The 25,934-nt window shown below is 63.0% G+C and carries 27 protein-coding genes; 14 read left to right on the top strand and 13 right to left on the bottom strand.

The genetic code is table 11. The features are described from left to right. The coding region (locus EOA16_RS31675) for a YbfB/YjiJ family MFS transporter (protein ID WP_127261624.1) at positions 1 to 522 on the bottom strand (522 nt) is incomplete at its 3' end. 118 nt (positions 523 to 640) lie between these two features. Beyond that, a complete protein-coding gene (locus EOA16_RS31680; protein ID WP_127261625.1) occupies positions 641 to 865 on the bottom strand; it encodes a hypothetical protein in 225 nt (74 codons plus the stop codon). A 95-nt stretch (positions 866 to 960) separates the two neighbouring features. Here EOA16_RS31680 and EOA16_RS31685 point away from each other — a divergent pair, with 95 nt between their 5' ends. The 3 genes from EOA16_RS31685 to EOA16_RS31695 are packed head-to-tail and all read left to right on the top strand — an operon-like array spanning position 961 to position 3,579. Then, positions 961 to 1,953: a LysR substrate-binding domain-containing protein gene (locus EOA16_RS31685; protein WP_127261626.1), complete on the top strand. Its 993-nt coding sequence runs from the start codon at positions 961 to 963 to the stop codon at positions 1,951 to 1,953. Then, entirely contained in the window at positions 1,950 to 3,206 is a 1,257-nt protein-coding gene (locus EOA16_RS31690) for an aminopeptidase (protein WP_127261627.1), read from the top strand. The genes EOA16_RS31685 and EOA16_RS31690 overlap by 4 nt, the downstream gene beginning before the upstream one ends. A 19-nt stretch (positions 3,207 to 3,225) precedes the next feature. Continuing rightward, positions 3,226 to 3,579 carry a DUF488 domain-containing protein gene (locus tag EOA16_RS31695; RefSeq protein ID WP_127261628.1) on the top strand — a complete coding sequence of 118 codons (354 nt, stop codon included), beginning with the start codon at positions 3,226 to 3,228 and terminating at the stop codon, positions 3,577 to 3,579. A 96-nt stretch (positions 3,580 to 3,675) separates the two neighbouring features. Here EOA16_RS31695 and EOA16_RS31700 read toward each other — a convergent pair whose 3' ends face one another. After that, the gene (locus EOA16_RS31700; RefSeq protein ID WP_127261629.1) at positions 3,676 to 4,029 is read right to left on the bottom strand and encodes an ArsC family reductase; all 354 of its coding nucleotides are present in this window, start codon (positions 4,027 to 4,029) and stop codon (positions 3,676 to 3,678) included. Positions 4,030 to 4,188: 159 nt separating this feature from the next. Between EOA16_RS31700 and EOA16_RS31705 the strand changes: the two genes are divergently transcribed. Beyond that, positions 4,189 to 4,545 (top strand): metalloregulator ArsR/SmtB family transcription factor, encoded by a 357-nt coding sequence (locus EOA16_RS31705; RefSeq protein WP_127261630.1) that lies wholly within the window; start codon positions 4,189 to 4,191, stop codon positions 4,543 to 4,545. After that, complete coding sequence (locus tag EOA16_RS31710; RefSeq protein WP_127261631.1) at positions 4,542 to 5,021, top strand: SRPBCC family protein; 480 nt, start codon at positions 4,542 to 4,544, stop codon at positions 5,019 to 5,021. Before EOA16_RS31705 ends, EOA16_RS31710 begins: the two co-directional genes overlap by 4 nt. 89 nt (positions 5,022 to 5,110) lie before the next feature. On the opposite strand, the gene EOA16_RS31715 is transcribed toward EOA16_RS31710, so the two are convergent. The 8 genes from EOA16_RS31715 to EOA16_RS31755 form a co-directional block, all read right to left on the bottom strand. Further along, complete coding sequence (locus EOA16_RS31715) at positions 5,111 to 5,464, bottom strand: nuclear transport factor 2 family protein (protein WP_127261632.1); 354 nt, start codon at positions 5,462 to 5,464, stop codon at positions 5,111 to 5,113. Between the two features lie 114 nt (positions 5,465 to 5,578). After that, complete coding sequence (locus EOA16_RS31720) at positions 5,579 to 6,187, bottom strand: 2'-5' RNA ligase (protein ID WP_127261633.1); 609 nt, start codon at positions 6,185 to 6,187, stop codon at positions 5,579 to 5,581. A 98-nt stretch (positions 6,188 to 6,285) separates the two neighbouring features. After that, a complete protein-coding gene (locus EOA16_RS31725) occupies positions 6,286 to 7,371 on the bottom strand; it encodes an ABC transporter ATP-binding protein (RefSeq protein WP_127261634.1) in 1,086 nt (361 codons plus the stop codon). Then, on the bottom strand, positions 7,361 to 7,969 hold the full coding sequence (locus tag EOA16_RS31730; protein ID WP_127261635.1) for a cupin domain-containing protein: 609 nt from the start codon (positions 7,967 to 7,969) through the stop codon (positions 7,361 to 7,363). The genes EOA16_RS31725 and EOA16_RS31730 overlap by 11 nt, the downstream gene beginning before the upstream one ends. A 302-nt stretch (positions 7,970 to 8,271) precedes the next feature. Then, complete coding sequence (locus EOA16_RS31740) at positions 8,272 to 9,342, bottom strand: ABC transporter substrate-binding protein (RefSeq protein WP_127261636.1); 1,071 nt, start codon at positions 9,340 to 9,342, stop codon at positions 8,272 to 8,274. After that, positions 9,327 to 10,193 (bottom strand): ABC transporter permease, encoded by an 867-nt coding sequence (locus EOA16_RS31745; protein WP_127261637.1) that lies wholly within the window; start codon positions 10,191 to 10,193, stop codon positions 9,327 to 9,329. Before EOA16_RS31745 ends, EOA16_RS31740 begins: the two co-directional genes overlap by 16 nt. Next, positions 10,190 to 11,074 carry an ABC transporter permease gene (locus EOA16_RS31750; RefSeq protein WP_127261638.1) on the bottom strand — a complete coding sequence of 295 codons (885 nt, stop codon included), beginning with the start codon at positions 11,072 to 11,074 and terminating at the stop codon, positions 10,190 to 10,192. The genes EOA16_RS31745 and EOA16_RS31750 overlap by 4 nt, the downstream gene beginning before the upstream one ends. Before the next feature lie 103 nt (positions 11,075 to 11,177). Then, positions 11,178 to 12,458, bottom strand: a complete 1,281-nt coding sequence (locus EOA16_RS31755) for an FAD-dependent oxidoreductase (RefSeq protein WP_127261639.1) — start codon at positions 12,456 to 12,458, stop codon at positions 11,178 to 11,180. 233 nt (positions 12,459 to 12,691) lie between these two features. Between EOA16_RS31755 and EOA16_RS31760 the strand changes: the two genes are divergently transcribed. The 5 genes from EOA16_RS31760 (at position 12,692) to EOA16_RS31780 (ending at position 18,170) form a co-directional block, all read left to right on the top strand. Further along, positions 12,692 to 13,849, top strand: a complete 1,158-nt coding sequence (locus EOA16_RS31760; protein ID WP_127261640.1) for a fumarylacetoacetate hydrolase family protein — start codon at positions 12,692 to 12,694, stop codon at positions 13,847 to 13,849. Between the two features lie 328 nt (positions 13,850 to 14,177). Then, complete coding sequence (locus EOA16_RS31765; RefSeq protein ID WP_023808703.1) at positions 14,178 to 15,113, top strand: substrate-binding domain-containing protein; 936 nt, start codon at positions 14,178 to 14,180, stop codon at positions 15,111 to 15,113. 114 nt (positions 15,114 to 15,227) lie between these two features. Continuing rightward, a complete protein-coding gene (locus tag EOA16_RS31770) occupies positions 15,228 to 16,214 on the top strand; it encodes an ABC transporter permease (RefSeq protein ID WP_127261641.1) in 987 nt (328 codons plus the stop codon). Between the two features lie 3 nt (positions 16,215 to 16,217). Next, on the top strand, positions 16,218 to 17,009 hold the full coding sequence (locus EOA16_RS31775) for an ATP-binding cassette domain-containing protein (RefSeq protein WP_127261642.1): 792 nt from the start codon (positions 16,218 to 16,220) through the stop codon (positions 17,007 to 17,009). Between the two features lie 138 nt (positions 17,010 to 17,147). Next, positions 17,148 to 18,170 carry a LacI family DNA-binding transcriptional regulator gene (locus EOA16_RS31780; protein ID WP_127261643.1) on the top strand — a complete coding sequence of 341 codons (1,023 nt, stop codon included), beginning with the start codon at positions 17,148 to 17,150 and terminating at the stop codon, positions 18,168 to 18,170. Between the two features lie 326 nt (positions 18,171 to 18,496). Here EOA16_RS31780 and EOA16_RS31795 read toward each other — a convergent pair whose 3' ends face one another. Further along, complete coding sequence (locus EOA16_RS31795) at positions 18,497 to 19,087, bottom strand: TetR/AcrR family transcriptional regulator (RefSeq protein ID WP_127261646.1); 591 nt, start codon at positions 19,085 to 19,087, stop codon at positions 18,497 to 18,499. A gap of 241 nt (positions 19,088 to 19,328) precedes the next feature. Here EOA16_RS31795 and EOA16_RS31800 point away from each other — a divergent pair, with 241 nt between their 5' ends. Genes EOA16_RS31800 through EOA16_RS31810 form a run of 3 tightly spaced genes read left to right on the top strand, consistent with a single transcriptional unit; the run spans position 19,329 to position 23,920 of the window. After that, positions 19,329 to 19,583: a hypothetical protein gene (locus EOA16_RS31800; protein WP_127261647.1), complete on the top strand. Its 255-nt coding sequence runs from the start codon at positions 19,329 to 19,331 to the stop codon at positions 19,581 to 19,583. Beyond that, complete coding sequence (locus tag EOA16_RS31805) at positions 19,577 to 22,753, top strand: multidrug efflux RND transporter permease subunit (protein WP_127261648.1); 3,177 nt, start codon at positions 19,577 to 19,579, stop codon at positions 22,751 to 22,753. Before EOA16_RS31800 ends, EOA16_RS31805 begins: the two co-directional genes overlap by 7 nt. A gap of 15 nt (positions 22,754 to 22,768) precedes the next feature. Next, positions 22,769 to 23,920 (top strand): efflux RND transporter periplasmic adaptor subunit, encoded by a 1,152-nt coding sequence (locus tag EOA16_RS31810; RefSeq protein WP_127261649.1) that lies wholly within the window; start codon positions 22,769 to 22,771, stop codon positions 23,918 to 23,920. A gap of 22 nt (positions 23,921 to 23,942) precedes the next feature. On the opposite strand, the gene EOA16_RS31815 is transcribed toward EOA16_RS31810, so the two are convergent. Beyond that, the gene (locus EOA16_RS31815) at positions 23,943 to 24,875 is read right to left on the bottom strand and encodes a LysR substrate-binding domain-containing protein (protein ID WP_127261650.1); all 933 of its coding nucleotides are present in this window, start codon (positions 24,873 to 24,875) and stop codon (positions 23,943 to 23,945) included. Positions 24,876 to 24,978: 103 nt separating this feature from the next. On the opposite strand from EOA16_RS31815, the gene EOA16_RS31820 reads away from it, so the two are divergent. Further along, complete coding sequence (locus tag EOA16_RS31820; protein WP_127261651.1) at positions 24,979 to 25,767, top strand: 2OG-Fe(II) oxygenase; 789 nt, start codon at positions 24,979 to 24,981, stop codon at positions 25,765 to 25,767. Positions 25,768 to 25,934 lie beyond the last annotated feature (167 nt).

Here is a 25,934-nt window from a genome sequence, read left to right on the forward strand (position 1 = left end):
CGCTGCCGACCACAGCCAGCCTGCCGCCCAGCCAGAATGCTCGGCGACCAGCACCGCCATCATCGCCGCCGATGCCGCGATGCCGAGCCCGACGCCGCCGAAATGCCAGGCCTGCAGGTCGTTGCGACCGGCAGCCGCGATATGGCTGAAAACGATGCTGGCCATGAACACCATGACGAAGGCGCTGGCCAGACCGGCCAGAAAGCGGATGGCGAGAAAGGCGGCCATCGCATCGGTCAGCCCCATCAGCGCGGCCAGGACCGCGCTGGCGCCAAGCCCCGCCAGCATCAGCAGGCGTTCGCGCCCATGCGCCCAGCCGCCCGCCGCTGCCAACGCGCCAATGAGATAGCCTAGATAGTTGGCGGAGGCGATCCATCCGGCATCGGCCGGCGACAGATGCAGTTCCTCCATCATGCCGGGCAGGATCGGTGTGTAGACGAAGCGGCCGATGCCCATGGCGACAGCCATGGCAATCATGCCGGCGAAAGCGAAACGCAGCGCTGTTGAGGCGACGGATGTCATTGCAGTGCACAATAAGTGCGCGAGCCGGTGAAACAATCCACCTTTTGTTGGGCCAGGGCAGACGCAGAGCGCCGTGATCGCCTGGACCTGCGCCTAAATCGGGAGGCGTGTCGTCCGCTCAGCAGCGTCCGCCGAAATCCGCATGCAATGGGCCCATCTCGTGCACTGTCCGCCGTGCCGTCAGCCTGAACGGCACGTCGCCGAGTTCGCGCTCCGACATGGTGTCCAGCACGGGATGCGAAAGCGGATCGGTCAGCCACCTCTGCGCCTCGCTCTCCCGGCGCGGCTTATATGGCGTACTGGCGAAAAAGACCTTCAGCGACGACGACAAGATCCTCAGCATTTCCGGCTCCACAAGTCTGTCTCCCCTGATAAAGTCTGCCGTTTCGACCTCTCTTACAATTGAGATTTCAGCCGGATCGGTTTAGAAAAACTCAAATGGCTATGCTCAACCGCGTCCATCTCAACGGCCTTCGCGCCGTCGAAACCGTTGCCAGACTCGGATCGCTGGCGGCCGCCGCCGGAGAGCTCAACGTTTCCGTCAGCGCCGTCAGCCAGCAGATCAGCCGCACCGAAAAACAGCTCGGCCAGGCGCTGTTCGAGCGAACGGCGAGCGGTCTGGTGCTGACCGAATTCGGCGCCGTCTTCGCGGCCCGCCTTGGTGCTGGATTTCGTGAGCTTGCCCAGGCCGTGGCGCTGGCCGACGAGGCGACGCAGTGCACATTGGTGGTTTCGGTGGCGCCGGCCTTTGCGTCGAAATGGCTTTTGCCGCGACTGTCGCGCCACTTCGACCGGTATCCCAATGTACTGCTGCGCATCGACGCTTCGGTGCGGCTGGCCAATCTCGATCACTCGGACATCGACATCGCCATCCGGCTTGGCGACGGCAAATGGCCGGGCGGGCGCACGGAACTGCTTTTGGCGCAGGAAGTCTTCCCGGTCTGCGCGCCGGCGATCGCCCAAAAACTGAAATCGATCGAGGATCTTGCCCAGACCTGCGCGATCACCGACGAGCGGGCAATGATCAACTGGGAAAGCTGGTTCGAGACGGCCGGTGTTCCACCAGTCACCTTCCTGAAGGGCGCGCGTTTCACCGACCCGATGCTGTGCCTGGAATCGGCGATTGCCGGCCATGGCGTGATGCTGGGCTGGCAATTGCTCGCCGCCGATGCGCTGGCCGATGGGCGGCTGGTGGCGCCTTTCGGGATCCGCGCCCAGAGCGGGCTCGGCTATTGGCTGGTGACCTCGTCCGCCAAGGCCGAAAGTCGCAAGGTCCGGGATTTCAAGGCCTGGATCAGGGAAGAGATCGAGGCAACCATGGCGCAGTTCGGGTCCGCGAACGCGGGACCTACCGGCTCGATCGCGGTGGAAACGACCGCGGCGCCGGTCTATGTAGGAGCAGACAACAAACTACGGCAGGCAGGATCATGACCACACATTCGCGCGGCGTTTCCGCATCGATCGACCCGGTGAAGCTCGACAGGCTGGCGGAAGTCGCCATCAAGGTCGGGCTGCAACTGCAGCCAGGGCAGGATCTGGTGCTGACATCGTCGATCGCGGCGTTGCCGCTGACCAGGCGGATCGTCGAGCATGCCTACAAGGCCGGCGCCGGACTGGTGACACCGATCTTCAACGATGACGAGATGACGCTGGCGCGCTACCGCTTCGGCGCCGATGCGAGTTTCGACCGCGCCGCCGGCTGGCTCTATGAAGGCATGGCGAAAGCCTTTTCCAACAACGCGGCGCGACTTGCCGTGCGCGGCGAGGATCCGTCGCTGCTCTCCGCACAGGATCCGGCGAAGGTGGCGCGTGCAAACAAAGCAAACTCGATGGCTTACCAGCCGGCGCTGGAAAAGATCACCGGCTTCGACATCAACTGGAACATCGTCGCCTATCCGGACCTCGCCTGGGCCAGGCAGGTTTTTCCTGATGATGCCGACGATGTCGCGGTCGTGAAGCTCGCCGATGCCATCTTCGCCGCCTCGCGGGTGGATGTCGAGGATCCTATCGGCAACTGGAAAGCGCACAACGCAGCGCTTCGCGGCCGCACCGAATGGCTCAACGGCCATAATTTCCACGCGCTCCACTTCACCGGACCGGGCACCGACCTGACGGTTGGGCTGGCGGACGGCCATGAATGGATGGGCGGCGCCTCGACCGCCAAGAACGGCATCACCTGCAACCCCAACATCCCGACCGAAGAGGTCTTCACCACGCCGCACGCAAGGCGGGTCGAGGGTCATGTCTCCTCGACCAAGCCGCTGTCCTACCAGGGCACGCTGATCGACGATATCTCGGTGCGTTTCGAGGCGGGCAGGATCGTCGAGGCCAAGGCTTCGAAGGGCGAGGACGTGCTGAAGAAGGTGCTCGACACCGACGAAGGCGCGCGCCGCCTCGGCGAGGTGGCGCTGGTGCCGCATTCCTCGCCGATCTCCGCCAGCGGCCTGTTGTTCTTCAACACGCTGTTCGACGAGAACGCCGCCTGCCACATCGCACTCGGTCAGTGCTATTCGAAGTGCTTCGTCGACGGCGCCTCGCTCAGCCAGGACGAGATCGCCGCGCGCGGCGGCAATAAGAGCTTCATCCACATCGACTGGATGATCGGTTCGGACAAGATCGACATTGACGGCGTCCACAAGGACGGCGCCCGCGTGCGTGTCATGCGCAAGGGCGAATGGGCCTGACCCGCTTGCGGAGGGTCCGATGATCTTCGACCTAGCGGTCAAGCGGATCTACGAGCCACCCGCGCCCGATGACGGGCAGCGGGTTCTGGTCGACCGCATCTGGCCACGCGGCGTCAGCAAAGAACATGCCGCGCTGACGCTGTGGTTGAAGGATATCGCGCCGAGCGACGCGCTGCGCAAATGGTTCGGCCACGAGCCGGCGCGCTGGGCGGAGTTTCAGGAGCGGTATCGGGCTGAGCTGGATGGGAATGGCGAGGCGGTAGGTGAATTGCGCGGCCTGCTCCGCCACGGCAAGGTGACGCTGCTCTACGGCGCGCATGACGAAGCGCACAACAATGCGGTGGCGCTGGCGGAGTATTTGCACGGGGGTTGAGGCCGCCGTTCCAGAACGTTGGCAATTGGCGAAAGCCGGAAAAACGTCCATCTCCCCCCTTGCGGGGGAGATTGGCAACTTTGCGTCCCGTCGGCTCTACTTGCGTCCCACCGTCTGCTGATAAACATCCGGCTTGAATCCCACCAAAATCCGATCCCCCAGTTCCAGCACCGGCCGCTTGATCATGGTCGGCTTGGCCAGCATCAGCGCCTTGGCCTTCTTTTCGTCGAGGCTCTGCTTGTCCTGGTCCGGCAATTCGCGAAACGTCGTGCTCGCCTTGTTGAGCAAGGTTTCCCAACCGACCTTGCCGACCCAGCCGTCCAGCCGCTTGGCGTCTAGCCCCTCCGCCCGGTAGTCGTGAAACCGGTAGGGCACATCATGACCCTCGAGCCAGACGCGCGCCTTCTTGATCGTGTCGCAATTGGTGATGCCGTACATGGTGGTCGTCAAAACAGCGGGCCCTTCGAATTTCGAATCTGATCGCAGATTAAGGACGCTCCGCGTGCTTTGCCAGCGCTCTCCGGCATGCCCTGCTTTTGCGCTTGCCAATACTAAGGATTTTTCCTAAGTATTTGTCGAGCCATTTTTGACGGCACCTCGGGAGCGACCATGACAAGCCTTCAGACCGCAACTCCCAGCCCTCGACCGATCGACGGCATCTTTCGCGCCCTGTCCGACCCGACGCGGCGACGCGTTGTGGAGCGGCTGAACCGCAGTCCCGCCTCGGTCAGCGAGCTTGCCCAACCGTTCGACATGGCCCTGCCCTCCTTCATCGAACATCTCAAAATTCTCGAAGGCTGCGGCCTGGTTCGTTCGCAAAAGGCCGGACGGGTCAGGACCTATCAACTGGCACCCGAGCCGCTGAAACTCGCCGAAAACTGGCTGGCCGAACAACGCGCCCTGTGGGAGCGCCGCCTCGACCAGTTCGACGCCTATGTGATGACCCTCAAGGAGAAAGAAAAATGAGCTATCCCTTCAAGCCGGACCCCAGACTGGACCTCGTGCTGGAGCGCGTCATCGATGCGCCGCGCGAATTGCTGTGGCGCGCCTGGACGACGCCGGAGCATGTCAAGCAATGGTTCACGCCGAAGCCCTGGATGATCACCGACTGCGAGATCGACCTCAGGCCGGGCGGGCTGTTCCGCACGCGCATGCAGTCGCCAGACGGCAATGAGGTCAATGACCGCCATTGCTGCTATCTCGAAATCGTGCCGAACGAGCGGCTGGTGTGGACGGACGCGCTGCTGCCGGGCTACCGGCCGTCAGGGGAGCCCTTCATCACCGCGGTGATTTCCCTCCAGCCGGACGGTAAAGGAACACGATACACCGCCACCGCCATCCACCGCGACGAGGCGACCCGCAACAACCACGAAGAGATGGGTTTCTTCGACGGCTGGGGCACGGTGGCCGATCAGCTTGCGCAGTATGTGAAGACGATTTGAGCGTCCACATGGCGGCCAGGGGCGGCCGCCATGCCTATTTTCCGACGTGAGCGAAGAGAGCAGGCTCCCCGGCAAGCCGGTATCCGGCCTCAATAGTAGAAGCGCTCTTCGGTGATCTTGCCGTTCTTGACCGTGTAGAGGCCAACTTCATCCATGGTGACACGCTCGCCGGTAGCCTTGGGCGTTATGTCGAACTTGAAGCGCACCGCGAACTGGTCGCCGTTGACATAGGGACCCTCGACCGAGCCGCCATGCACTTCATTGTTCTCCTGCCACCACTGGCCCTTCTGTCTGAGAGCCTCCTTGCCATGGGAGATGGCCATCGGCCCCGCCATGGCTTCGAGACTGACGATATCATCGGCGTTGTACTTCTCGGCAGCAGCTTCGTTATCGCCCTGCTTGAGCAGCTCGGTGAAATCCTTGGCAATTTCCGCGATGGTCATTTGTGTTCCTCCTGTTCAGACGCACTGCAAATAGGGAACGGCTCGCTGGCCTGCCATCGTCGTGCCGCGCGGTAGCTGACAATACGTGTCAGGACGGATCGACCAGCTTGCGGACTACGCTGCCAACGTCAGAGGCCAACGGTCCAGGAAGAGGTACTTTGTCAGACCGCGCAGGCTGTGAACAAAGATGAAGTCATGGGCAACGAAGCTGATCGGCTCGATGGGCTGCCGAGGGACGAACTTTTGATCGTAAGCAAGTGTCAGATGCGGAACGAAATGATCCGACGCTTTGAGCCCATTCCTGAGCATCTCGACACCAAGCAATTTGTGAAGTTCAAAAACCGGTCCATCATCGGCGAGAAGCACAAATGGGCGATGAGGTGGCCTGCCCCTTGTTGCCGGGCGACCGGGAAAGCTGCCGACATGGCCAAACGTGACCTCAAAAGCAGGTATGTGGACACGTTGGCCCGATCGTGACCCTGCAAAGACGGTCTTGGACCGTAGCCGCCTGTAGTCGCCAGCATGCTGCAGGCTCAGGTGGAACCGTTCAACCGACAGCAGCGATTCACCTATTTCATGTCGACGACAAAGCTGCGTCTGCAGATCGGCGAACGGACCATAGTCCTTCGGCTGCAAGAACAACCCGAAGAAGGCACGATCCGGTCGTTTCGGCTGCCACGGCGGGTCTGGGATTCCGAAATCGAATTCGCCTTGCAGATACATACGCATACGCTCGACAAGGAACGCTCCTGTTTCTCCTCAATTTCTAGAACAAAACAGGAACAATTCTTGGAGTCAAGCGTGGATTTGATCCGGTGGGACTAGCCTGGCAGCACCGGGCAGTTGGCGCCACGGCGCAGGCTGATATGCGCCACGTCTCCGGCGCTGAATTGAAAACCCCCAGCCTGGCGCGGTGCATCGATGACAACAGGTGCGCCCTGCCCGAGCTCGGCATGCAGGCGCAGCGTGCGGCCGTGAAAGACGATGCTGTTGACGCGTGCCGGCGCGGTGCCGGGCGCGGCCTCGGTCATCGCCAGCAAATCCTCCGGGCGCACGCCAATGGTCCGCACCTCGCCTTCGCCGGGCGACTGGCCGGTTTCAGAAATAGCTTCCAGCTGCAGGGTGCCGGCGGTGAAACGCAAGCGATCGCCATCGCGGCCGACAAACCGTGATTGCAGGAGATTCATGGTGCCGATGAAGCTCGCCACAAACTTCGTGGCGGGCCGGTCGTAAAGGGTGGCCGGCGGCGCGATCTGCTCGATGCAGCCCTTGTTCATGACGACGATGCGGTCGGAGATCGACAAGGCTTCGGTCTGGTCGTGGGTGACCATGACGAAGGTGGTGCCGAGCCGCGACTGCAGCCGCTTCAGTTCGACCTGCATCTGTTCGCGCAGATGCGCATCGAGCGCCGACAGCGGCTCGTCGAGCAGCAGCACGCGCGGCTCGCAGACGATGGCACGCGCCAGCGCGACACGCTGGCGCTGCCCGCCCGACAGTTCGGAGACGCGGGCGCCAAGCTTGTCGGCGAGACCGACCATATCGAGGGCTTCGCCGGTGCGCTTTGCCTGCTCGGCGCCAGACAGTTTGCGCAGCGACAGGCCGAAGCCGACATTTTCGGCAACATTCATGTGCGGAAACAGCGCGTAATCCTGGAAAACGGTGTTGACCGGCCGGTCGAAGGGGCGAAGGACGGTGATGTCACGGCCGTCGAGCAACACCTTGCCGCTCGACGGGCTCTCGAAGCCGGCGATGACGCGCAGGCTGGTGGTCTTGCCGCAACCCGACGGCCCGAGCAGCGTGATGAACTCGCCGCTGATAATGTCGAGATCGACGGCGTCGAGCCCGACGATGCCGCCAGGAAAAATCTTCGAGACCGCCTGCAGCCGGACGAGTGGATCAGGCGCCATCGCGAACCTCGGAGGGCTTCGTGGTGTTGACCCAGAGGATCTGGCAGCGCTCGGCGCCCGGATTGCGGAAGGCATGCAAAAGCGTGCTCTTGAACGCAAAACTGTCGCCAGCCTTCAGCACGTATTTTGTCGAATCCACCACCAGTTCGACCTCGCCGGTCAGCACGAAGCCGAATTCATGGCCGGCATGCGCATAGGCCTCGGCCGTGCCGCCGCTGGCTTCCACCGTCACCAGCATGCCGGTCAGCGTCGCGCCCGGCGGTGACAGCAGCGCCTTGGCAATGCCTTCCGATTTGACCGGGATTTGCCGCCGCTTGTCGGCGCGCACGCAATAGAGATCGTTGGCCGCATCGTTGCCGTCGGCAATCAGCGCCGACGGCTCGATGTCGAGGGCAGCGGCAAGCGGCCAGATTACCTTGACGCGCAGCGAGGACAGGCCGCGCTCGATCTGGCTCAGCGCCCCGATCGACACGCCGGCCCTTGCCGCAAGATCGGCCAGCGACAGGTTGCGCTCGAGACGCAGCGCCCGCACGCGCCGGCCGACCCGCACATCGGCATCGTCCTTCGGCTTCTCAGCCGCTTCGTCCAGCATGTCCATCGGTCGTTCCTTGTTGCGGTCACTGGGGCCAGCGCCTGACAAGGGCCGGCCTCGGGATTGAATTCGCACTCTACCGGGCGTCGGCGCCGCCCCTCATCCGCCTGCCGGCACCTTCTCCCCGTATAGTGACGGGGAGAAGGGGGTTGGCCGCAAACTCAGCGCCCTTTTTATGACGTTGATGATTGTCGAATCCGGCGAAGATAGCGCCCCTCTCCCCGTCACTATACGGGGAGAGGATGCCGGCAGGCAGGTGAGGGGCAGCGCAGACTTCGGCAATTGGTCGTCTCCAATACGGTCGAAGCTCAGCCGCCTGCCTTGACCTTTTCGAACATCTTGGCGAGGTCGTCATTCTGTTTCATCGGGCCGGTGAAGATGGTGGTCTTCAGCATCACCTCCGGGTCGGACGGCAACTGCAATTTCTCCAACTCCTCCTTCGGCACCGCCGCGAAGGCCGAACTGGTCGAGCTGCCATAGCCGTAGGCCTCGATCAGGTATTTGCCGGAATCCGTCGCCAGCCGGCTGTTGATGAAGTCATAGGCAAGATCGACGTTCTTGGCGTCCTTGAGCATGACGAAGCCGCAGGCCCAGGTCAGCATACTCTCCTTCGGCTTCATGAACTCGACCGGCACGCCCTGCTTCTTAAGCGAGGTGGCGGACGCGTTCCAGGTCATGGCGGCGACCAGCTGGCCGCTGGCCAGCGCCTGTTCGACAGAGGTCATGTCGGTGGTGTAGTTGGAGAGCAGCGGGCGCTGCTCGCGCAGCTTCTCGGCGACCTTGTCCATTTGCTCAGGCGTCATGTCGAACGGATTGACGCCGGCGAGCAGCGCCGCCACGACAGGCGTGTCATGCACCGCGTCGATCGTCGCCATGCGACCGGCATACTGCTTGTCCCAAAGCAGGTTCCAGCTCGCTTCCGGGCTCTTCACCAGATCGGTGCGGTAGAGGATCGAGGTGTTGCCCCAGTCCCACGGCACCATCCAGACCTTGCCGTCACCGGCCTGCAGGTCGGGCAGGTTCTTGAACACCGGGAAGATCGAATCCCAGTTCTTGATGCGCTTGGTGTCGATCGGCTGCAGCAGGCCTTCCTTGTTCCAGCGCGCCACCTTGTCATAGCAGGGATGCGCAATGTCGGGGCGGAAGCCGGCCTTGACCTTGGTGAAGGCGTCATCGTCGTCACCGAAGATGGAGGCCTCGACGCCATCGGGATGCGCGGCGAGGAAGCTCTTGTTGAAGTCGGGCAGTTCATAGCCCGACCAGGTGAAATATTGCAGCTTGTCGCCGGCGAAAGCGACGGTCGACGACAGCGCCAGCGCGAACGCCGTCAATCCAGCGCAAACAGTCTTTGCAGAGATCGATTTCAGGTCGAATGCCATTGCAGTTCTCCTCTCTTGGTTTGTTTTGGTTGTGATGGATCCGCGGATTTTGGCGCCGTGGCGGACAGGCCGCGATGGCGCAGGATTTCGGCTGCTGCAGCGATGACGAAGGACACCGCCAGGATCGACGTGCCCAGCGCCATGACCGTCGGCAGCGACTTTGGAAAACGCAGCTGGCTCCAGATGTAGAGCGGCAGCGTCGGCTCGGTGCCGGCCAGGAAGAAGACGACGATGAATTCGTCGAAGGAGATCAGGAAGGCCAGCATGAAGGCCGAGACGATGGCCGGCAGGCTGAGCGGCAGCATGACCCGCCGGAAGGTCATCCAGTCGGAGGCGCCGAGATCGAGGGCGGCCTCGCGAACGGTTTTCGGGATTGCGGCGAAGCGGCTGCGCATGATCACCACCGTCGTCGGCAGCGCGACCAATATGTGGCCGAGAACGATGGCGATGCGCGATGGCCCCAGACCGATGAGGTTGATGAGGATCAGCAGCGATATGCCGACGATGACGCCCGGGATCAGGATCGGCAGCCTAGCGATGGCGCTGATGGTGGCGGCCAGCGGCGAGCGGCCATAGAGGTCCATGTAGGACACAGTGATGCCGCACAGCGTTGCGCCAGTGGCTGCAATGACACCGATGACGAGGCTGTTCAAGAGCGCACCCGTCAGCGCCGAATTGCCGAACAAAGTCGCATACCATTGCAAGGTAAAGCCTTGCAGCGGAAACGCTGCCTGGATCGAGTTGTTGAAGGAAAACAGCGGGATCAGCAGCACCGGCAGATAGAGAAAGATCAGATAGGCGACGACGTAGACGCCGAGCCAGCGGCCGCTGTACTGAGTGCGCGCGCTCATGTGCGGCTGCCAAATCTGCGGTCGGCGAAGCGCGCGACCAGCACGACGCAGAGGATGACCAGCATGACGGCGACGGAGAGTGCTGCGCCAAACGGCCAGTCATTGGCCTTGCCGAATTGCGCCTGGATCAGCGTCCCGATCATCGTGCTCGCCGGGCCGCCGACGAGCGCCGGCGTGACATAATCGCCCACCGTCGGCACAAAGACGACAAGGGCGGCCGCCAGCACGCCCGGCATCGAATTGGGCAGCACGACACGGCGGAAAGAGGTGAATGGCCGCGCGCCGAGATCGGAAGCGGCCTCGATCAGCGATTTCGGGATGGTGTCCAGCGCCACGTAGATCGGCAGGATGGCGAACGGCGCATAGGCATGGGCAAGCGTGACGACGACGGCGGTCGGCGTGTTGAGAAAGGCCAATGTCGGCTCGGACCAGATGCCGCTTTCGATCAGCGCCGAGTTCAAAACGCCATTGTAGGCGAGCACGATCTTCCAGGCGAAGACGCGCAGGAGATAGCTGGTCCAGAACGGCAGCGTCACCAGGAACAGCAGCAGGCCGCGCCGCCGGCCGGCGTGGAAGGCAAGATAGTAGGCGACGGGATAGGCGGTGACGACGGTCGCCAGCGTGACCAGAGCGGCAATGATCAGCGAGCGTAGCGTCACCGTCCAATACAGCGGATCGGACACCACGGTGACAAAATTCGCCACGGTGAAGCCGGCGCCGAGCAGCGAACCGTCATTGCCGCGGAAGGCGAGAAAAAGCACCAGGCCGAGAGCAAACAGGATCAGCAGGAAGGTGACCAGCGCGCCCGGCAGCAGCATGGCGAACCGGAAGCCCTGAGAAGACCGGGCCTCCGGCGCTGATGTTGCAACTAGGGTCGACATCGACCTGCCTATTGGAAATTTGAAATTGGCTTAGAGTTTTTCATATTCATGAAACTGTCAAGCAGAATCCCCTACGGAATCCCATGGAGATGAATCGCCTTGGTCAGCGCTCCAACGCATCGAGCAGACGATACCAGGCGATGGTCGCGGCCACGCCGACCTGGCGGAAGGCGTGAAACGGGATCGGCCGGATCGGCGAGACCGGGAAAGGCAATTGCCTGGCGTCGCCACTTTGGAGGTAGCCGGCGATGCGCTCGCCAAGCGCGGTCATCAGGCCGACACCACGACCCTGGCAACCGACCACGGCGAGCAGGCCCTGCTCGGGCTCGTGGATGTGCGGCAGGTGGTCCGGCGTCATCCCCACCCGGCCGAACCAGCGCTTCTCGATGGCGACACCGGACAGCGAGGGATAGAGCCGTACCAGCGCACGCTCGAGATGCGCCCAGTCACCGGCGCTCGTCGGCAGCGCCATGCGGCCACGCCCGCCAAGCACCAGCCGGCCGTCGGCGCTCTTGCGGTAGTAGACGAGGATGCGCCTGGAGTCCGACACCGCTTGCCCTTCCGGCAGGATCGTGGCCGCCAGATCGGGCGACAGCGGCGCCGTGGCGATCTGAAAGGAATGCAGCGGCACGATCGTCTGGGCGAGACCGGGGATCAGACCGTCCGTATAGGCGTTTGTCGCCAGCACGACCGCCTTCGCCTGCAATTCCGGGCCATTTTCGGTCAAAATACGCCAAACACCGGCGGCATTGGCAAGCCGCACGACCCTTTGGCGCTCGGCTATCTTCACTCCAGCCGCGGTCGCGACCCGTGCAAGTTCCGACGTATAGGCGAGCGGGTCGATGACCCCGGCGCGGCGGTCGAGCCAGCCGCCGAGATAACCCCGCGCACCGGTTCTGGCTGCAATCTCCGCTGCATCGAGCAACCGGACGTCGGCACCACGCGCGTGCCATTGCCGGTCGCGGTTCGCCGCCGCCTTCAGCGCGACCTCGGTGTGCGCCGCCTGGATCCAGCCATTGCGAACGAACGGCACCGCCAGTTTCTCGTCGCGGATCAGATCGAACACCGCATCGGCGGTCGACGCCGCAAAATTCACAAGCGCCTCGCCTCGCTCCGGGCCAAAATGTTCAAGCAGCCATTCCGGATCGTATTTCAGGCCGGGAATGACCTGGCCGCCGTTCAAGCCTGATGCGCCCCGGCCGATCTCGCCGGCGTCCAGCACCTGCACCGACAGGCCAAGCCGGGCGGCATGCAAGGCGGTCGACAAGCCCATGATGCCACCGCCGACGATGGCGAGATCGACACGCTCGCCATTGGGAAGCGATTGAAACGTGGAAGCTGCCTGTGGCTTGCGCCAGATCGGATCGGAGAATGCTGTCGCCAAGGGTCACCTGAATGCGCTGCGATGGTGAAAATCCTAGTCAGAATTTCACAATTTTGAAAGAGCACCAGAGCTTTCGTCTGTGGACTGCCGAGACGATCGGAGACCCAGAGTTCCGATCGCCTGCGACGGGATAGACCTTTGACGGGAATCCGGTGAAAGTGCCTCGCCGATCCGGCCGGACCGCATTGTCGATCACTTCACCACATTGTCGACCACTCAGAGGACAGAGCGCTATGACGAACCCGACCCACCTGCCCACCGAGGGCCTTTTTGTCGGACGCGCCAGAAGCAGCGATGCCGCATACCCGCTGGTCGTCACGGTGCGCGATGACATGGTCTTCGACATCACCTCGCGTACGGCGCCAACCATGCGCGACCTTTGCGAGATGGCCGACCCCGCTGGGCATATCCGCTCGGCCGAGGGCAGACCGATCGGATCGCTCGATGACATCGCCGCCAACAGTTTTGAAACCGGGCGCGACCCCGCAAAACCCTACCTGCTCTCCCCGGTCGACCTGCAGGCGGTCAAGGCATCGGGCGTCACCTTCGTCGTCAGCCTGCTGGAACGGGTGATCGAGGAACAGGCGCGCGGTTCGGCTGAAAAAGCCGATGCCATCCGCGCCGACATTGCCGGACTGATCGGCCACGATCTGTCGAAGCTGAAGCCCGGTTCGCCGGAAGCGATGGAGATCAAGGCCAAGCTGATTTCGCGCGGCGCCTGGTCGCAATATCTGGAAGTGGGCATCGGCCCCGACGCCGAGATCTTCACCAAGTGCCAGCCGATGGCTTCGATCGGCTTCGGCGCTGATGTCGGCCTGCACCCGGTGTCGACCTGGAACAATCCGGAACCCGAGATCGCCATGATCGCCGCCTCCAGCGGCAGGATCGTCGGCGCCACCATCGGCAACGACGTCAATCTGCGCGACGTCGAAGGGCGATCGGCGCTGCTGCTCGGCAAGGCCAAGGACAACAATGCCTCGGCCTCACTCGGCCCCTTCATCCGCCTGTTCGATGACAAATTCTCCATCGATGACGTCAAGCGCGCCGTCGTGCGCCTGAAAGTCGAGGGCGAGGACGGGTTCTCGTTGGAGGGCGCAAGCTCGATGGCCGAGATCAGCCGCTCGCCGGAGGAACTGGTCGCCGCGGCCATGGGGCCGCACCACCAGTATCCGGACGGGCTGGCGCTCTATCTCGGCACCATGTTCGTTCCGTCAAAGGATCGCGGCGAGAAGGGCAAGGGGTTTACCCACAAGGTCGGCGACATCGTCACCATCTCGTCGGAGAAATTCGGTGCGCTGGTCAACCGCGTGCGGCTCTCGCCCGACTGCCCGCACTGGACCTACGGCGCCAGCCATCTGATGCGGGAACTGGCCAGAGCCGATCTGATCTAGCAACTGGTATCGTCGACGCCCAGCCAAGGCGCTATGGACCTGGTCCCGTGGCGTAGGATGGTCGCCGGCGTGACACTGGTCGGCGCAGGCCGCGTTCGCGCGACCCGAAACAATCACACCAATTATCCGACAGTCGGAAAATCACCTCGACTGATGCAATCTGATGGGACGGCTGATGACGATCCGTCAGGCGCCCACTACACCTGCAGATGGAGGCTTGCCATCCGTCGAAAAAGGGGATGCTCTGACGCATTCAACCGGCGCTGGCAAAAGACGCGGAACAAGGGACGTATTTTGAACTGACCATCTACAAACGGGAGGAAATCAAATGCTGACACGGCTAAGACTCGTTCTATACGGCCTGTTGGTGGCGCTGATGGTGATACCAGCAGCGGCACAGGCCAAGACGTTCTACTGGATTTCGCATGGCGGTCCGGCCGATCCGGTCTGGACCTACTTCCTGGCCGGGGCCAAGCAGTGGGCCAAGGACACCGGAAACACCGTCAACACCTCGTTCCACAACGGCGATGTCGCCTCGCAACAGGAAGCGGTTCGCGCCGCCCTCTCCGCCAAGGCCGATGGCATCGTCACGACGAGCCCTGATCCGGGCAGCCTGATCGAGATCGTCAAGGAAGCGCGTGCGGCGAAAGTGCCGATCATCAATTTCAACACGCCTGATCCGAAAGCCGACTTCAACGCCTATGTCGGCGGCGACAATGTCACCTTCGGCAAGCACTGGGCGCAGTATCTGGTCGACAAAGGCCTGGTGAAGAAGGGTGACTTCGTCTGGATGCCGGTCGAAATCCCCGGCGCCACCTACGGCGTGCAGGAAGAAGAAGGCATCAAGAGCGTCTTCGAGCCGCTCGGCATCACCTATGAAATCACGGAAGCCACGCTTGATCAGGCTGAAGTGATCAACCGCATGGTCGACTACCTCACCGCCAACAAGGCCAAGGTCAAGGCGATCATCGGCCTGGGCGATCTCGTCACCGGCTCGATCAAGCGGGTGTTCGACCAGGTCGGCATCAAGCCGGGCGAAATCCCGGTCGTCGGCTGGGGCAACTCGCTCGACACCACCCAGGAAGTGCTGAACGGCTACGTCAATGCCGGCCAGTGGCAGGACCCACAGGCGACCAGCTATGTCGCGCTTTCGCTGGCCAATATGGCCGCCGGCGGCATTCCTCCCGGCTTCAACGTCATCACCGGCGCGCTCTACGAAAAAGACACCGCGCAGATCTACGACGACATCCTGTCCGGCAAGTAACATTCAGTCTCGACAGTCGCGGCCGCCCAACGGTCGCGACTGGCTCTCCATTTCGCCGAGCCCTTCGCACGCGATGTGCAACGCTCAGCCTTCCACTCATGTCGCGGATTGCCTGTGGAAAATCATTCGCTCGTCCAACGCCTGATCGCACGGCCGGAATTCGGCCCTTTCGTGCTGCTCGTCGTCGAGATCGCCGTTTTCTGGAGTTTCAACCACGACTTCCTGTCGCCGCAGAACATCTCCAACACGCTGGCCTTCACGGTTGAGCTCGGCCTGATCGCGCTGGCGATGACGCTGTTGATGACATCGGGCGAGTTCGACCTCTCGGTCGGTTCCCTGTTCGGCTTCTCGCCGGTCTTGATGTGGACCCTGTTCAACAGCGGCCTGACCTCGCTCGAGGTCGGCTTTGTCGCCGCACTGCTGGTCGCCGCCTTCATCGGGCTGGTCAATGGCTGGTTCGTGACGCAGCTCAAGATCCCATCGTTCCTGGTGACGCTCGGCATGCTGCTGGTGGTGCGCGGTACCGCTCTTTTCGTCACCGATGGTTTTCCCCAGCGCACCTGGAGCGCGGAAGGCAGCTGGCTGGCGGAAGTGCTGGTCGGCGATTTCTTCATCGGCCCGTTCCGCATCTACATGTCGCTGTTCTGGTTCATTGCCGCGGCGATCGCGCTCGGCTATGTGCTGACGCAAAGCCGCACCGGCAACTGGATCCAGGCGGCCGGCGGCAACCCGAGCGCCGCAAGGGCGCGCGGCGTCAATGTCAGCGGCGTCAAGATCGGCCTGTTCGTGCTGTCGTCGGTCATGGCCTCGCTTGCCGGCGTCATTTCTTCGCTGCGCACTTCCGCCGCCAACCCCAACAGCGGTACCGGCTATGAGTTGGAAGTCATCGCCATGGTGGTGATCGGCGGTACCGCCCTGACCGGCGGGCGCGGCACGATCATCGGCACCGTGCTCGGCATCCTGATCCTGCGCGTGATGCGCAACGGCATCGTGCTGATCGGCGTGCCCGGTCTTGCCTACAACATCTTCATCGGTGCCATCATCCTCGGCATGATGGCCCTGCATTCATGGCTGGAACGCCGGCATCAGGCGGGGACTTGAATCATGGCCGAGCCACTGATCCGCATGACGAACATCCGCAAGTCCTACGGCCGTGTGCAGGCGCTGGAGGATGCCAATTTCCATGTCAATGAACGGGAGATCGTCGGCTTGCTCGGCGACAATGGCGCCGGCAAGTCGACGCTGATCAAGGTGCTTTCGGGTGCCGTTCCGCTGACCAGCGGCGATATCTTCATCCGCGGCAAGAAGGTGAGCCTGCGCAGCACCAGCGACGCCATCGCCCACGGCATCGAGACGATCTACCAGGACTCGGCACTGGTCACGCAACTGTCGATCGCCCGCAATCTGTTCCTCGGACGCGAGCCGATCAAGCCGCCGCGCTTCCTCAACCGGATGGACCAGGACGCCATGAACACGGTTGCCCGCGACTTGCTCAAGCAGGTCGGCATCACCAAGAACATCCCGCCGACGACGCCGATCGGCTCGCTCTCCGGCGGCGAGCGCCAGGCGGTGGCGATCGCGCGCGCCATGCATTTCGACAGCGACCTGATCATCCTCGACGAGCCGACCAACAATCTGGGCGTCGCCGAAACACAGGGCGTGCTGAGTTTCGTGCGCAACGCCCGCGATTCCGGCCATTCCTGCATTTTCATCGCCCACAACATCCACCATGTCTTCCAAGTGGTCGACCGCATCGTCGTCATGCGCCGGGGCAAGGTGGTCGCCGACGACATCGACCCGAAGAAGACCAGCGTGGCGGACGTCGAACGGATCATCACCGGCATGTCGGACAAGGAAATCCGCGATGCCATCACCGATGGCAAGCCGTCGCACTGACTTTCGGGTGATTGGCGCCAATCACCCGTAGCCTCAGATCGCATCGCTTGTCTGGCGCGGCATCGCAGGGCGTATAGGGTAGCGCATGAAAAGCCACCGTCTCGGCTATTGCCCGCAGTGCGGGCTGTGGGTAGCGGCATGAAAGCCACCGTCTCGGATATCGCCCGCAATTGCGGGCTGTCGACCGCAACGGTCGACAGGGTGCTGAATAACCGGCCGGGTGCGAGTGCGGCCAACCGCCAGCGCGTCATGGAGGCGGCCAAGCAACTCGGCTATCTGCCGGTCGCCGACCAGGTGACGCTGCCCTCGCGGCCCGCCCATCTCGAATTCCTGCTGCCGATCGGCAGCAATGCCTTCATGCGCGATCTTGCGGGGCATATCGAGGACTACGCCGCGCGTCTGCCGCTTGTCGCCTCGTGCCGGATCCACAACCTCGCCGGCATCTCGCCGAACGCACTGCAGAGCGCTGTCGAAAACCTGTCGCTCAGGGCCAATGGCGTCGGCGTGATCGCCGTCGATCATCCGCGCACGCGCAACATCCTGCGCGACATCGTCGAAGCCGGCATGCGGCTGGTGACGCTGGTATCCGATGTTCCGGCGGCACCGCGCGCGGCCTATGTCGGCATCGACAACCGGGTGGCGGGACGAACGGCGGCGCTGCTGATGGGACGCTTCCTTGGCGGCCGCACCGGCCATCTGGCGATGGTCGTCGGCTCACGTTCCTATCGCGGCCACGAGGAACGCGAAATGGGTTTCCGCTCGGTGCTCAATGAGGAGTTTCCCAATCTGACCGTCAGCAGCGCCGTCGAGATCAACGACGAGCCCGATGCCAGCTACACCGAGACCATGAAGGCGCTGCACGACGAGCCGGAACTGCTCGGCATCTATTGCGTCGGAGCTGGGCATTCGGGCGTTGCAAAGGCGATCCGGGAGGCCAGACCGAACCGCAAGCCGGTGTTCATCTGCCACGACTTGACCAAGGACACGCGCGGTCATCTCGTCGACGACCTGCTCGATGTCGTCATCGATCAGAATGCCAGGCTGATCGCGGAACAGTCGGTGATTCGCCTGCTCGGCTCGATTGCCTCCTCGGCACCCTATCTGACGCGCAAGTTCATCGAACCGCGCTTGATTTTCAGGGAAAACGTCCCGGTGCAGTGAAGCAGGCGGCCTGGCAAAATGCCTGTTGCCGGATTTGTATGATAATTGGCACGGCAAATCTGCACAGCAGCTATGCAAGTTTCTTTGTTGCCGAATCGTTGGGCAACTCGTAGGTTCTGGTTGTCGGCCATCTACTCCTCCCAGATGCGATGCCGACGCTGAATGGGGTGCACCTCCTCCCGCGCCACATTCGAAAATCGAGCCCGCTGCCACCTCCTCCCGGCAGCGGGCTTTTTTCGTTCAGCCGCCGGAATTCCCATACCGCCTGGGTCAAAAGCGTAGGCGGCCCGTCATAGAGCCCTAACCGCCAACAATCGTGACGGATATCAAACTGCGGCAGTGCCCCGGAACGAAACGATCAGCCCTTCGGCCATGCGCACGAACTGCGTGCTCGGACCTTCGGTACCCACGGTCTGCACGCTGACACGCGCGCCCTCCAACAGCAGCGACAGCGTATCGGCGAGCAGTTCGGCCTGACCAATGCCGGCATCCCGACATAGCGTCACAAGGCGCGCGCGCTGGGCTTCCTTGAGCTCCTTGATCACCAGCCTGGCCGGATGATCCGGCTCAGTCAGCTCAGCGGCGGCGTTAGCCATGTCGCAGCCGCGGCCGTCAGCATTGAGCATGGCAGCCGCCTTGCGAACCCAGGCATGCAGCTGGGCAAGCTTGTCACCAGGAAATTCGGCCTCGAATGCATCCCACATAGCGCCGGCCTTGGCCGCATTGGCGCGCAGGCATTCGACGATCAGTTCGTCCTTGGACTCGAAGTGACGATAGAGCGTCATCTTGTTCGTGCCGGCAGCTTCGGTGATGGCGTCGACGCCGACGCCCTTGATGCCATGCTTGTGGAACATGTCGCGTGCCGTCTCCAGGATCCGATCCCGGGGACGAGAGCGCTCCACGATGCCGTCTGTCATCATGATCTCCTTTCGTTTCCAAAAAACCCTCGGCCACCTCTTGACTAGGGTGTTACCGGTCTGTAACTTCCAGCATGTTACTTACTGGTAACACCTATATGGTCCACCGTCAATAACAAGGCCGTGAACTGGCCCTGCCGACGAGAGGGACAAGAAACTGCCAATCATGCGGCCTCGGCCGGCGAAGAGATGAAAACGGTTCGCGAGCACGGGCTGCGAATCGACAGACAAGGAGCCGGCCATGCCACAGCGCCGCGATCTTACCATAGATGAGGCCGTCCGGGATCCGATGATCCGGCTGGTCATGAAAGCCGATGGCGTCGACCCGCGCGCCTTCGAGACGATGCTGCGCTCGCTCGCCGATGCGCAGCGCGGCGAGGCGCCGTTGCTGCGTTCGCGGGACGATCTCGGTGACAAGCGCGGCCAGAGGCTGTCCAGGGTTGCCAGCGCCTTCGGGCGGGCAACAGCAGCCGGAGAGGCGTGCGTGTCGTGGTAAACTTTTTCATTCACCGTCCGATCTTCGCCTCGGCGATCGCCATCATCATGGTGCTCGCGGGGTCGATTTGTTATTTCCTGCTGCCCGTCTCGCAGTTTCCCGACATCACACCGCCGCAGGTCGTGGTCAGCGCCCATTATCCGGGCGCCAGCGCGCAAGTGGTGGCAGACACGGTGACGACGCCGCTGGAGCAGCAGATCAACGGCGTGCAGGGCATGACCTACATGTCGTCGACGAGCTCCAATGACGGCTCCTCGACCATCACCATCACCTTCGATGTCGGCTATTCGCTGAGCACCGCCGCCGTCGACGTGCAGAACCGCGTCTCGCAAGCCGCCTCGTCGCTGCCGGCGATCGTCAACCAGGGCGGCGTGACGATCAAGAAGCAGAACCCGAACTTCGTCCTCATCGTCAACCTGACCTCCCCCGACAGCTCCGTCGATCCGGTGGCGCTGAGCAACCTTGCCTATCTGCAGGTCGTCGATCCGCTGAAGCGGTTGCCAGGCGTCGGCGATGTGCAGATCTTCGGCGAGCGGCGCTATTCGATGCGCGTCTGGCTCGATCCCGACAAGCTCGCCAACCTCGGCATCACCGCGGTTGACGTGCAAAATGCCATCGCCGAACAGAACGTCCAGGTGGCGGCCGGCAAGATCGGCCAGTCGCCGGCTCCCGCCGGCACCGCCTTCGAGATGCAGGTCAACGCCGTCGGCCGCTTGAGCGATCCCAAGGAATTCGGCGACATCGTCGTGCGCGCCAACACCAATGCCGGCTCGCTGGTCAGGCTGCGCGACGTCGCCCGCATCGAGCTTGGCGCGCTGCAATATTCGTCGTCGGCTTTCTTCGGCAAGGACCCGACCGTGGTGCTTGCCGTCTACCAGATGCCCGGCTCCAACGCGCTCGATCTGCAGCAGCGCGTCAAGGACAAGATGCAGGAGTTGTCGGGACGCTTCCCGAAGGGCGTGTCCTATGCGATGCACTACGACACCACCCGCTTCGTCTCGGCGTCGATGCATGACGTGCTGATCACGCTCGGCGAAGCGCTGGTGCTGGTCGTCGCCGTGGTGTTCCTCTTCCTGCAGAGCTGGCGCACGACGATCATCCCGACCATCGCCATTCCGGTGTCGCTGGTGGCGACGCTGGTCGTCATGGAGATGCTCGGCTTCTCGCTCAACATGCTCTCCCTGCTCGGCATGGTGCTGGCGATCGGCCTGGTCGTCGACGACGCCATCGTCGTGGTCGAGAATGTCGAACGACAGCTGGAGGCCGGGCTTAAACCGCTTGCGGCGACCAAGGCCGCGATGACCGAGGTCACCGGACCGATCATCGCCACCACCGCCGTGCTGATGGCGGTGTTCGTGCCGGTCGCCTTCATTCCCGGCGTCTCCGGCAAGCTCTACAACCAGTTCGCACTGACGGTGGCGATCTCCGTCGGCATCTCCGCCTTCAACTCGCTGACGCTGAGCCCCGCGCTCAGCGCCGCCTTCCTGCGGCATCGCGGCGAGACGCAGTTCGCCCCGTTCCGCTGGTTCAACACCGGCTTCGACAGGCTGTCGCATGCCTATGCCAATGGCGTGCGCATCCTCATCCGCTTGCGCTGGATCATGCTCGGCCTGTTCGCGGCCGGACTGGTCGCCACCTACTTCGTCTGGCAGCGCCTGCCCTCGACCTTCCTTCCGGTCGAGGACCAGGGCTATTTCTTCGTCGTCATCCAGTTGCCCGACGGCGCGTCGCTGGAACGCACCGACGCGGTGGCGCAGAAGGCACGCGACATCCTGCAGGCGACGCCCGGCGTCGAGATCGTCGGCTCGATCAGCGGCCTGAACTTCCTGACCAGTGCCGCGCAGTCGAATTCGGCGGTCGAATTCGCCATCCTGAAGCCATGGGAGGAGCGCGGCCCTGACCAGAGCGCGTCGAAGCTCGTCGCCGACGTGCGCGGCAAGCTGATGCAGATTCCGGAAGCCTTCGCGCTGAGCTTCGATCCGCCGTCGATCCCTGGTATCGGCACCACGGGCGGCTTCGAATTCGTCGTCGAGGATCTCACCGGCCGTGGCAGTTCAGCCCTCAACGATGCGACGCAAGCCGTGATCGCCGAGGCGCGCAAACAGCCGGAGATCAACCCGCAGCAGCTGTTCTCGCCGTTCTCGACCTCGACGCCGCAGTTCAACTACGACCTCGACCGCAGCAAGGCCAAACTGCTCGGCCTCAACCTGCCCGATGTCTTCAACACACTGCAGATCTATCTCGGCTCGCTTTACGTGAACGACTTCAACCTGTTTGGCCGCACCTTCCGGGTGACCATCCAGGCCGACAAGGATGCACGTGCGGGTGCCGCCGACATTTCGCGGCTCTATGTGCGCAATGCCTCCGGCGGCATGGTGCCGCTCTCGACGCTGGGCAAACTCGTGCCCTTCGTCGGCCCGGAAACCGTGCCGCATTACAACAACAATGCCTCGGCCTCGATCAATGGCGGTGCCGCACCGGGCTTCTCCTCGGGCCAGGCGGTTGCCGCGATGGAACGGGCCGCCGCCACCGCGCTGCCAAGGGATTTCGGTTTCGAATGGACCGGCATCACCTTCCAGGAGCTCAAGGCAGGATCGATCGCGTCCGTCGTCTTCGGCCTCGCCATCGTCTTCGTCTTCCTGATCCTGGCGATGCAGTATGAGAGTTGGGCGATGCCGTTCATGGTGCTGTTGGCGGTGCCACTGGCCCTGTTCGGCGCCTTCGTAGCCTTGTTGCTGCGTGGCATGCAGATCGACGTCTACTCGCAGATCGGCTTCGTCATGCTGATCGGCCTGGCGGCGAAGAATGCGATCCTGATCGTCGAATTCGCAAGGCGACGGCGCGAGGAAGGCCTCAGCATTGTCGATGCGGCGATGGAGGCGGCACGGCTCAGGCTGCGGCCGATCCTGATGACGGCCTTCGCCTTCATCCTCGGCGTGCTGCCGCTGATGTTTGCGACCGGCGCCGGTGCGGCAAGCCGGCAGTCGATCGGCACCACCGTGTTCGGCGGCATGGTCGCGGCGACCATCCTGTCGCTGGTGTTCGTGCCGGTGTTCTACGCGGTCATCGAACAGCTGCGCGAACGCCGCGGCAATGACGAGCCCGCCTCTCAAGACAATGAACCAACGACTGAGCCCGCATTCCGTCCCCTGGCGGAAGCGGCCGAATAAGATTGGAGACTGATCATGCGTAAATGGAAAATCGCGTTGGGTACGGCTGTCGCGCTGGGAGCGATCTCGGTGGCCAGCGTCCATCTGCTCGACATGGGCAATCTCAGCCTCAATGCCGGCACGGCCTCGGCGACGCCTGCTCCGGCGGCATTCGTCATGCCGGTGCCGGTGGTCAGTGTCGTCAAGAAGACGATCCCGATCTACCTGGACTATGCGGCGCGCACGGAACCGATCCGCAGCATCACCTTGCAGGCCAGGATTCCTGGCTATCTGCAAGAGCAGACCGCTTCTGACGGCGTCGACGTCCGGCAAGGCGATCTTCTCTACAAGATCTCGCCTGACGACTTCCAGGCAGCGCTCGACCAGGCCAAGGCGCAGGTGCAGCGCGATACGGCAACGCTCGACTATGCGCGCTCCAATCTCGGCCGGGGCACCGAGCTTGCCAAGAGCGGCTACCTCGCCAAGGACGGCTTCGACCAGCGCACCAGCACCTTGCGCGAAGCGCAGGCGTCACTGGCGCTCAACCAGGCGGCGGTCCGCACGGCAGAGCTCAATCTGAGCTACGCTGAAATCCGAGCACCGTTTGGCGGGCGCCTCGGCCGCAACCAGGCTTCGGTCGGAACGCTGGTCAGCGTTGCCGGCACCGTGCTCAACACGCTGGTGCAGCTCGACCCGATCTACGTCACCTTCAATCCGAGCGAGACGGATCTGGCCGAGATCGAGCAGGCCCGTGCCAACGGCCCGATCGAGGTGGAGGTCCTGCTCCCCGGCCAGACCGAGGCCAGCCAAAAGGGCGAGCTTACCTTCATCGACAATTCGGTCGATCGCTCGACCGGCACGATCACGGCGCGCGCGACGATCGGCAATGGCAAGTTCACGCTGCTGCCGGGCCAATATGTTCGTGTCCGGCTGCATGTGAGAGAGCAGGCCGACGCGCTGATGGTACCGCAGACGGCGCTGGGCTCGAGCCAGCTCGGCAAATATCTCTATGTCGTCGGCAAGGGCAACACGGTCGACCAGCGGCTGGTTTCGCTCGGACCGACGAGCGGCGATCAGGTCGCCATCCTCAGCGGCGTCGCCGAGGGCGACCAGGTGATCACGGGCAATCTGCAGAAGATCGGACCCGGAGCGCCTGTATCGCCGATCCCGGAAAAGCCGGCCACCTGAACACCCCCGTCAGGATCCGGCTTCAGCGCGGCGCCCCGGCCTTCCCACAGGTCGCGGGCGCCGCTTTCATGAGCAGATCCACCAGACCGGCGACATCGGCGCGGTCGGCCTTGGCCGGCGGCATGAACGCGCAATAGGGGTGCCCGAGGCGGACCGAGACGGAGGAGAGCGCGATCAAGCGACCGGCCTCCAGATCGGCGCGCGCCATGACCCGCTGGCCAAGGGCGATGCCCAGACCCAGCCTTGCCGAGGCGATCGCCAGGCTGGACAGGCCGACGCGCCGCCCGTGCGACGGGTCGGGCGAGCGGCTGCCGCCGGAAGCCGCGAACCAGTCCGCCCAGGTCGGGTGCGAGGCATAGTTCGGCCCCCAATTGGTGTGGATGAACAGGCTCTCATGCAGATCCGCAAGACTGGGATCGCCATCGCCGTGCCGGTGCCAGAATTCCGGTGCACAGACCGGCAGGACGTCGTCATGGACGAGACGAACAAGTTTCAGCCCGGGATAGTGATAGTCGCCATAGCTGATGCGCAGATCGATGTTCTGGCGCATCAGATCGACCGGATCGTCCTCGACGCGGACATCGATCGCCATCCGCGGGAAGGCATCGAGAAGCGTGGCCAGCCTCGGCGCCAGCCACAGTTCGGCGAGCGAGAATGGCACGCTGACGACCAGACGCGTCCGCACGCCGCCCTCCAGCATGCGCTGGCCTATGGCCGCGATGTCTCCCAAAGCCTTCGCCGTCTGCGGATAGATGGCGTGGCCCGCATCGGTGAGCGCGATGCGATTGCCGCTGCGCACGAACAATTGCTTGCCGAACCAGTTCTCAAGATTGCGTATCTGCTGGCTGACCGCTGCAGACGACACGCCGAGTTCAGAGGCGGCCAAGGTGAAGCTGCCGGCACGGGCCGCGACTTCAAAAGCCTTGATCGCATTCAGCGGCGGCAACCGTTCCACACCAGGCTCCATAAGTTTTTCTTGCCCAATCCTAATTACTTTCCGCGTTGAGAGAAAGATTTTTTTGCCGTTTTCTGTGCTCCGAACCCCGGAGCCTGTGACCATGAAAGACATCCTTGATCTCGACCGCTATCCGCTCGACCGCGAAGGCAGCGCCAAATGGCAGCGCCTCGTCGAACAATCCATTGCCGCGCTCGAAGCCGACGGCATGTTCAATCTCGAAGGGTTTTTGCGGCCCGGCATGGCAGAAAAAGCCGTGCGCGAAATCCAGCCGGTGATGGCCGCGCGATCGCATGTGCACAAGCGCATGCACAACATCTACTTCAAGCCCGACATTCCCGAGCTAGGGCCTGACCATCCGGCGCTGCGCAAGGTTGAGACCATAAGCCATACCGTCTGTGCCGACCAGATTCCGGGCAGTGTCGTGCTCGCCATCTACGAATACGAACCACTGCTGCGTTTCCTGGCGGCAACGATGGGCAAGGCCAGATTGCATGTCATGCAGGATCCCCTGGCCCGAACCAATGTCATGGCCTACCGCGCCGGCGAGGCGCTGAACTGGCATTTCGACCGTTCCGAATTCACGACGACGCTGCTGCTGCAGGCGGCGGAGCGTGGCGGCGACCTCGAATACCGCACCGATCTGCGCTCGGACGACAATCCCAACTATGACGGCGTCGCCAGATTGCTCGAAGGGCGCGACCCCGACGCAAAGATCCTGCGCATGAAGCCCGGCACGCTGAACGTCTTCCGCGGCAAGAACACCGCGCATCGCGTCACCACCGTCGAAGGCGAGCGCGAGCGCATGATCGCGGTGTTTTCCTACTACGAAAAGCCCGGCGTGATGTTCAGTCCCGAGGAGCGGGTCGGCTTCTACGGCCGTGCCGCCTGAGAGACCGCTTGGAAATTCTACTCTGGCGGCCATCTAGCGCCGTTTTCTGCGCTTCCGGTGCTCATATGTGGACGGCCCCCTGCTTGCAAGGCTTGGCTGAGATAGTTTGATCGGATCGCTTGCGCTCATATGTCCGGCCTTTTGCGCGCGGATTTGTGAGCGCTGGC

It is taken from the genome of Mesorhizobium sp. M7A.F.Ca.US.008.03.1.1 (genome assembly GCF_003997495.1).
Classification (GTDB): Bacteria; Pseudomonadota; Alphaproteobacteria; order Rhizobiales; family Rhizobiaceae; genus Mesorhizobium.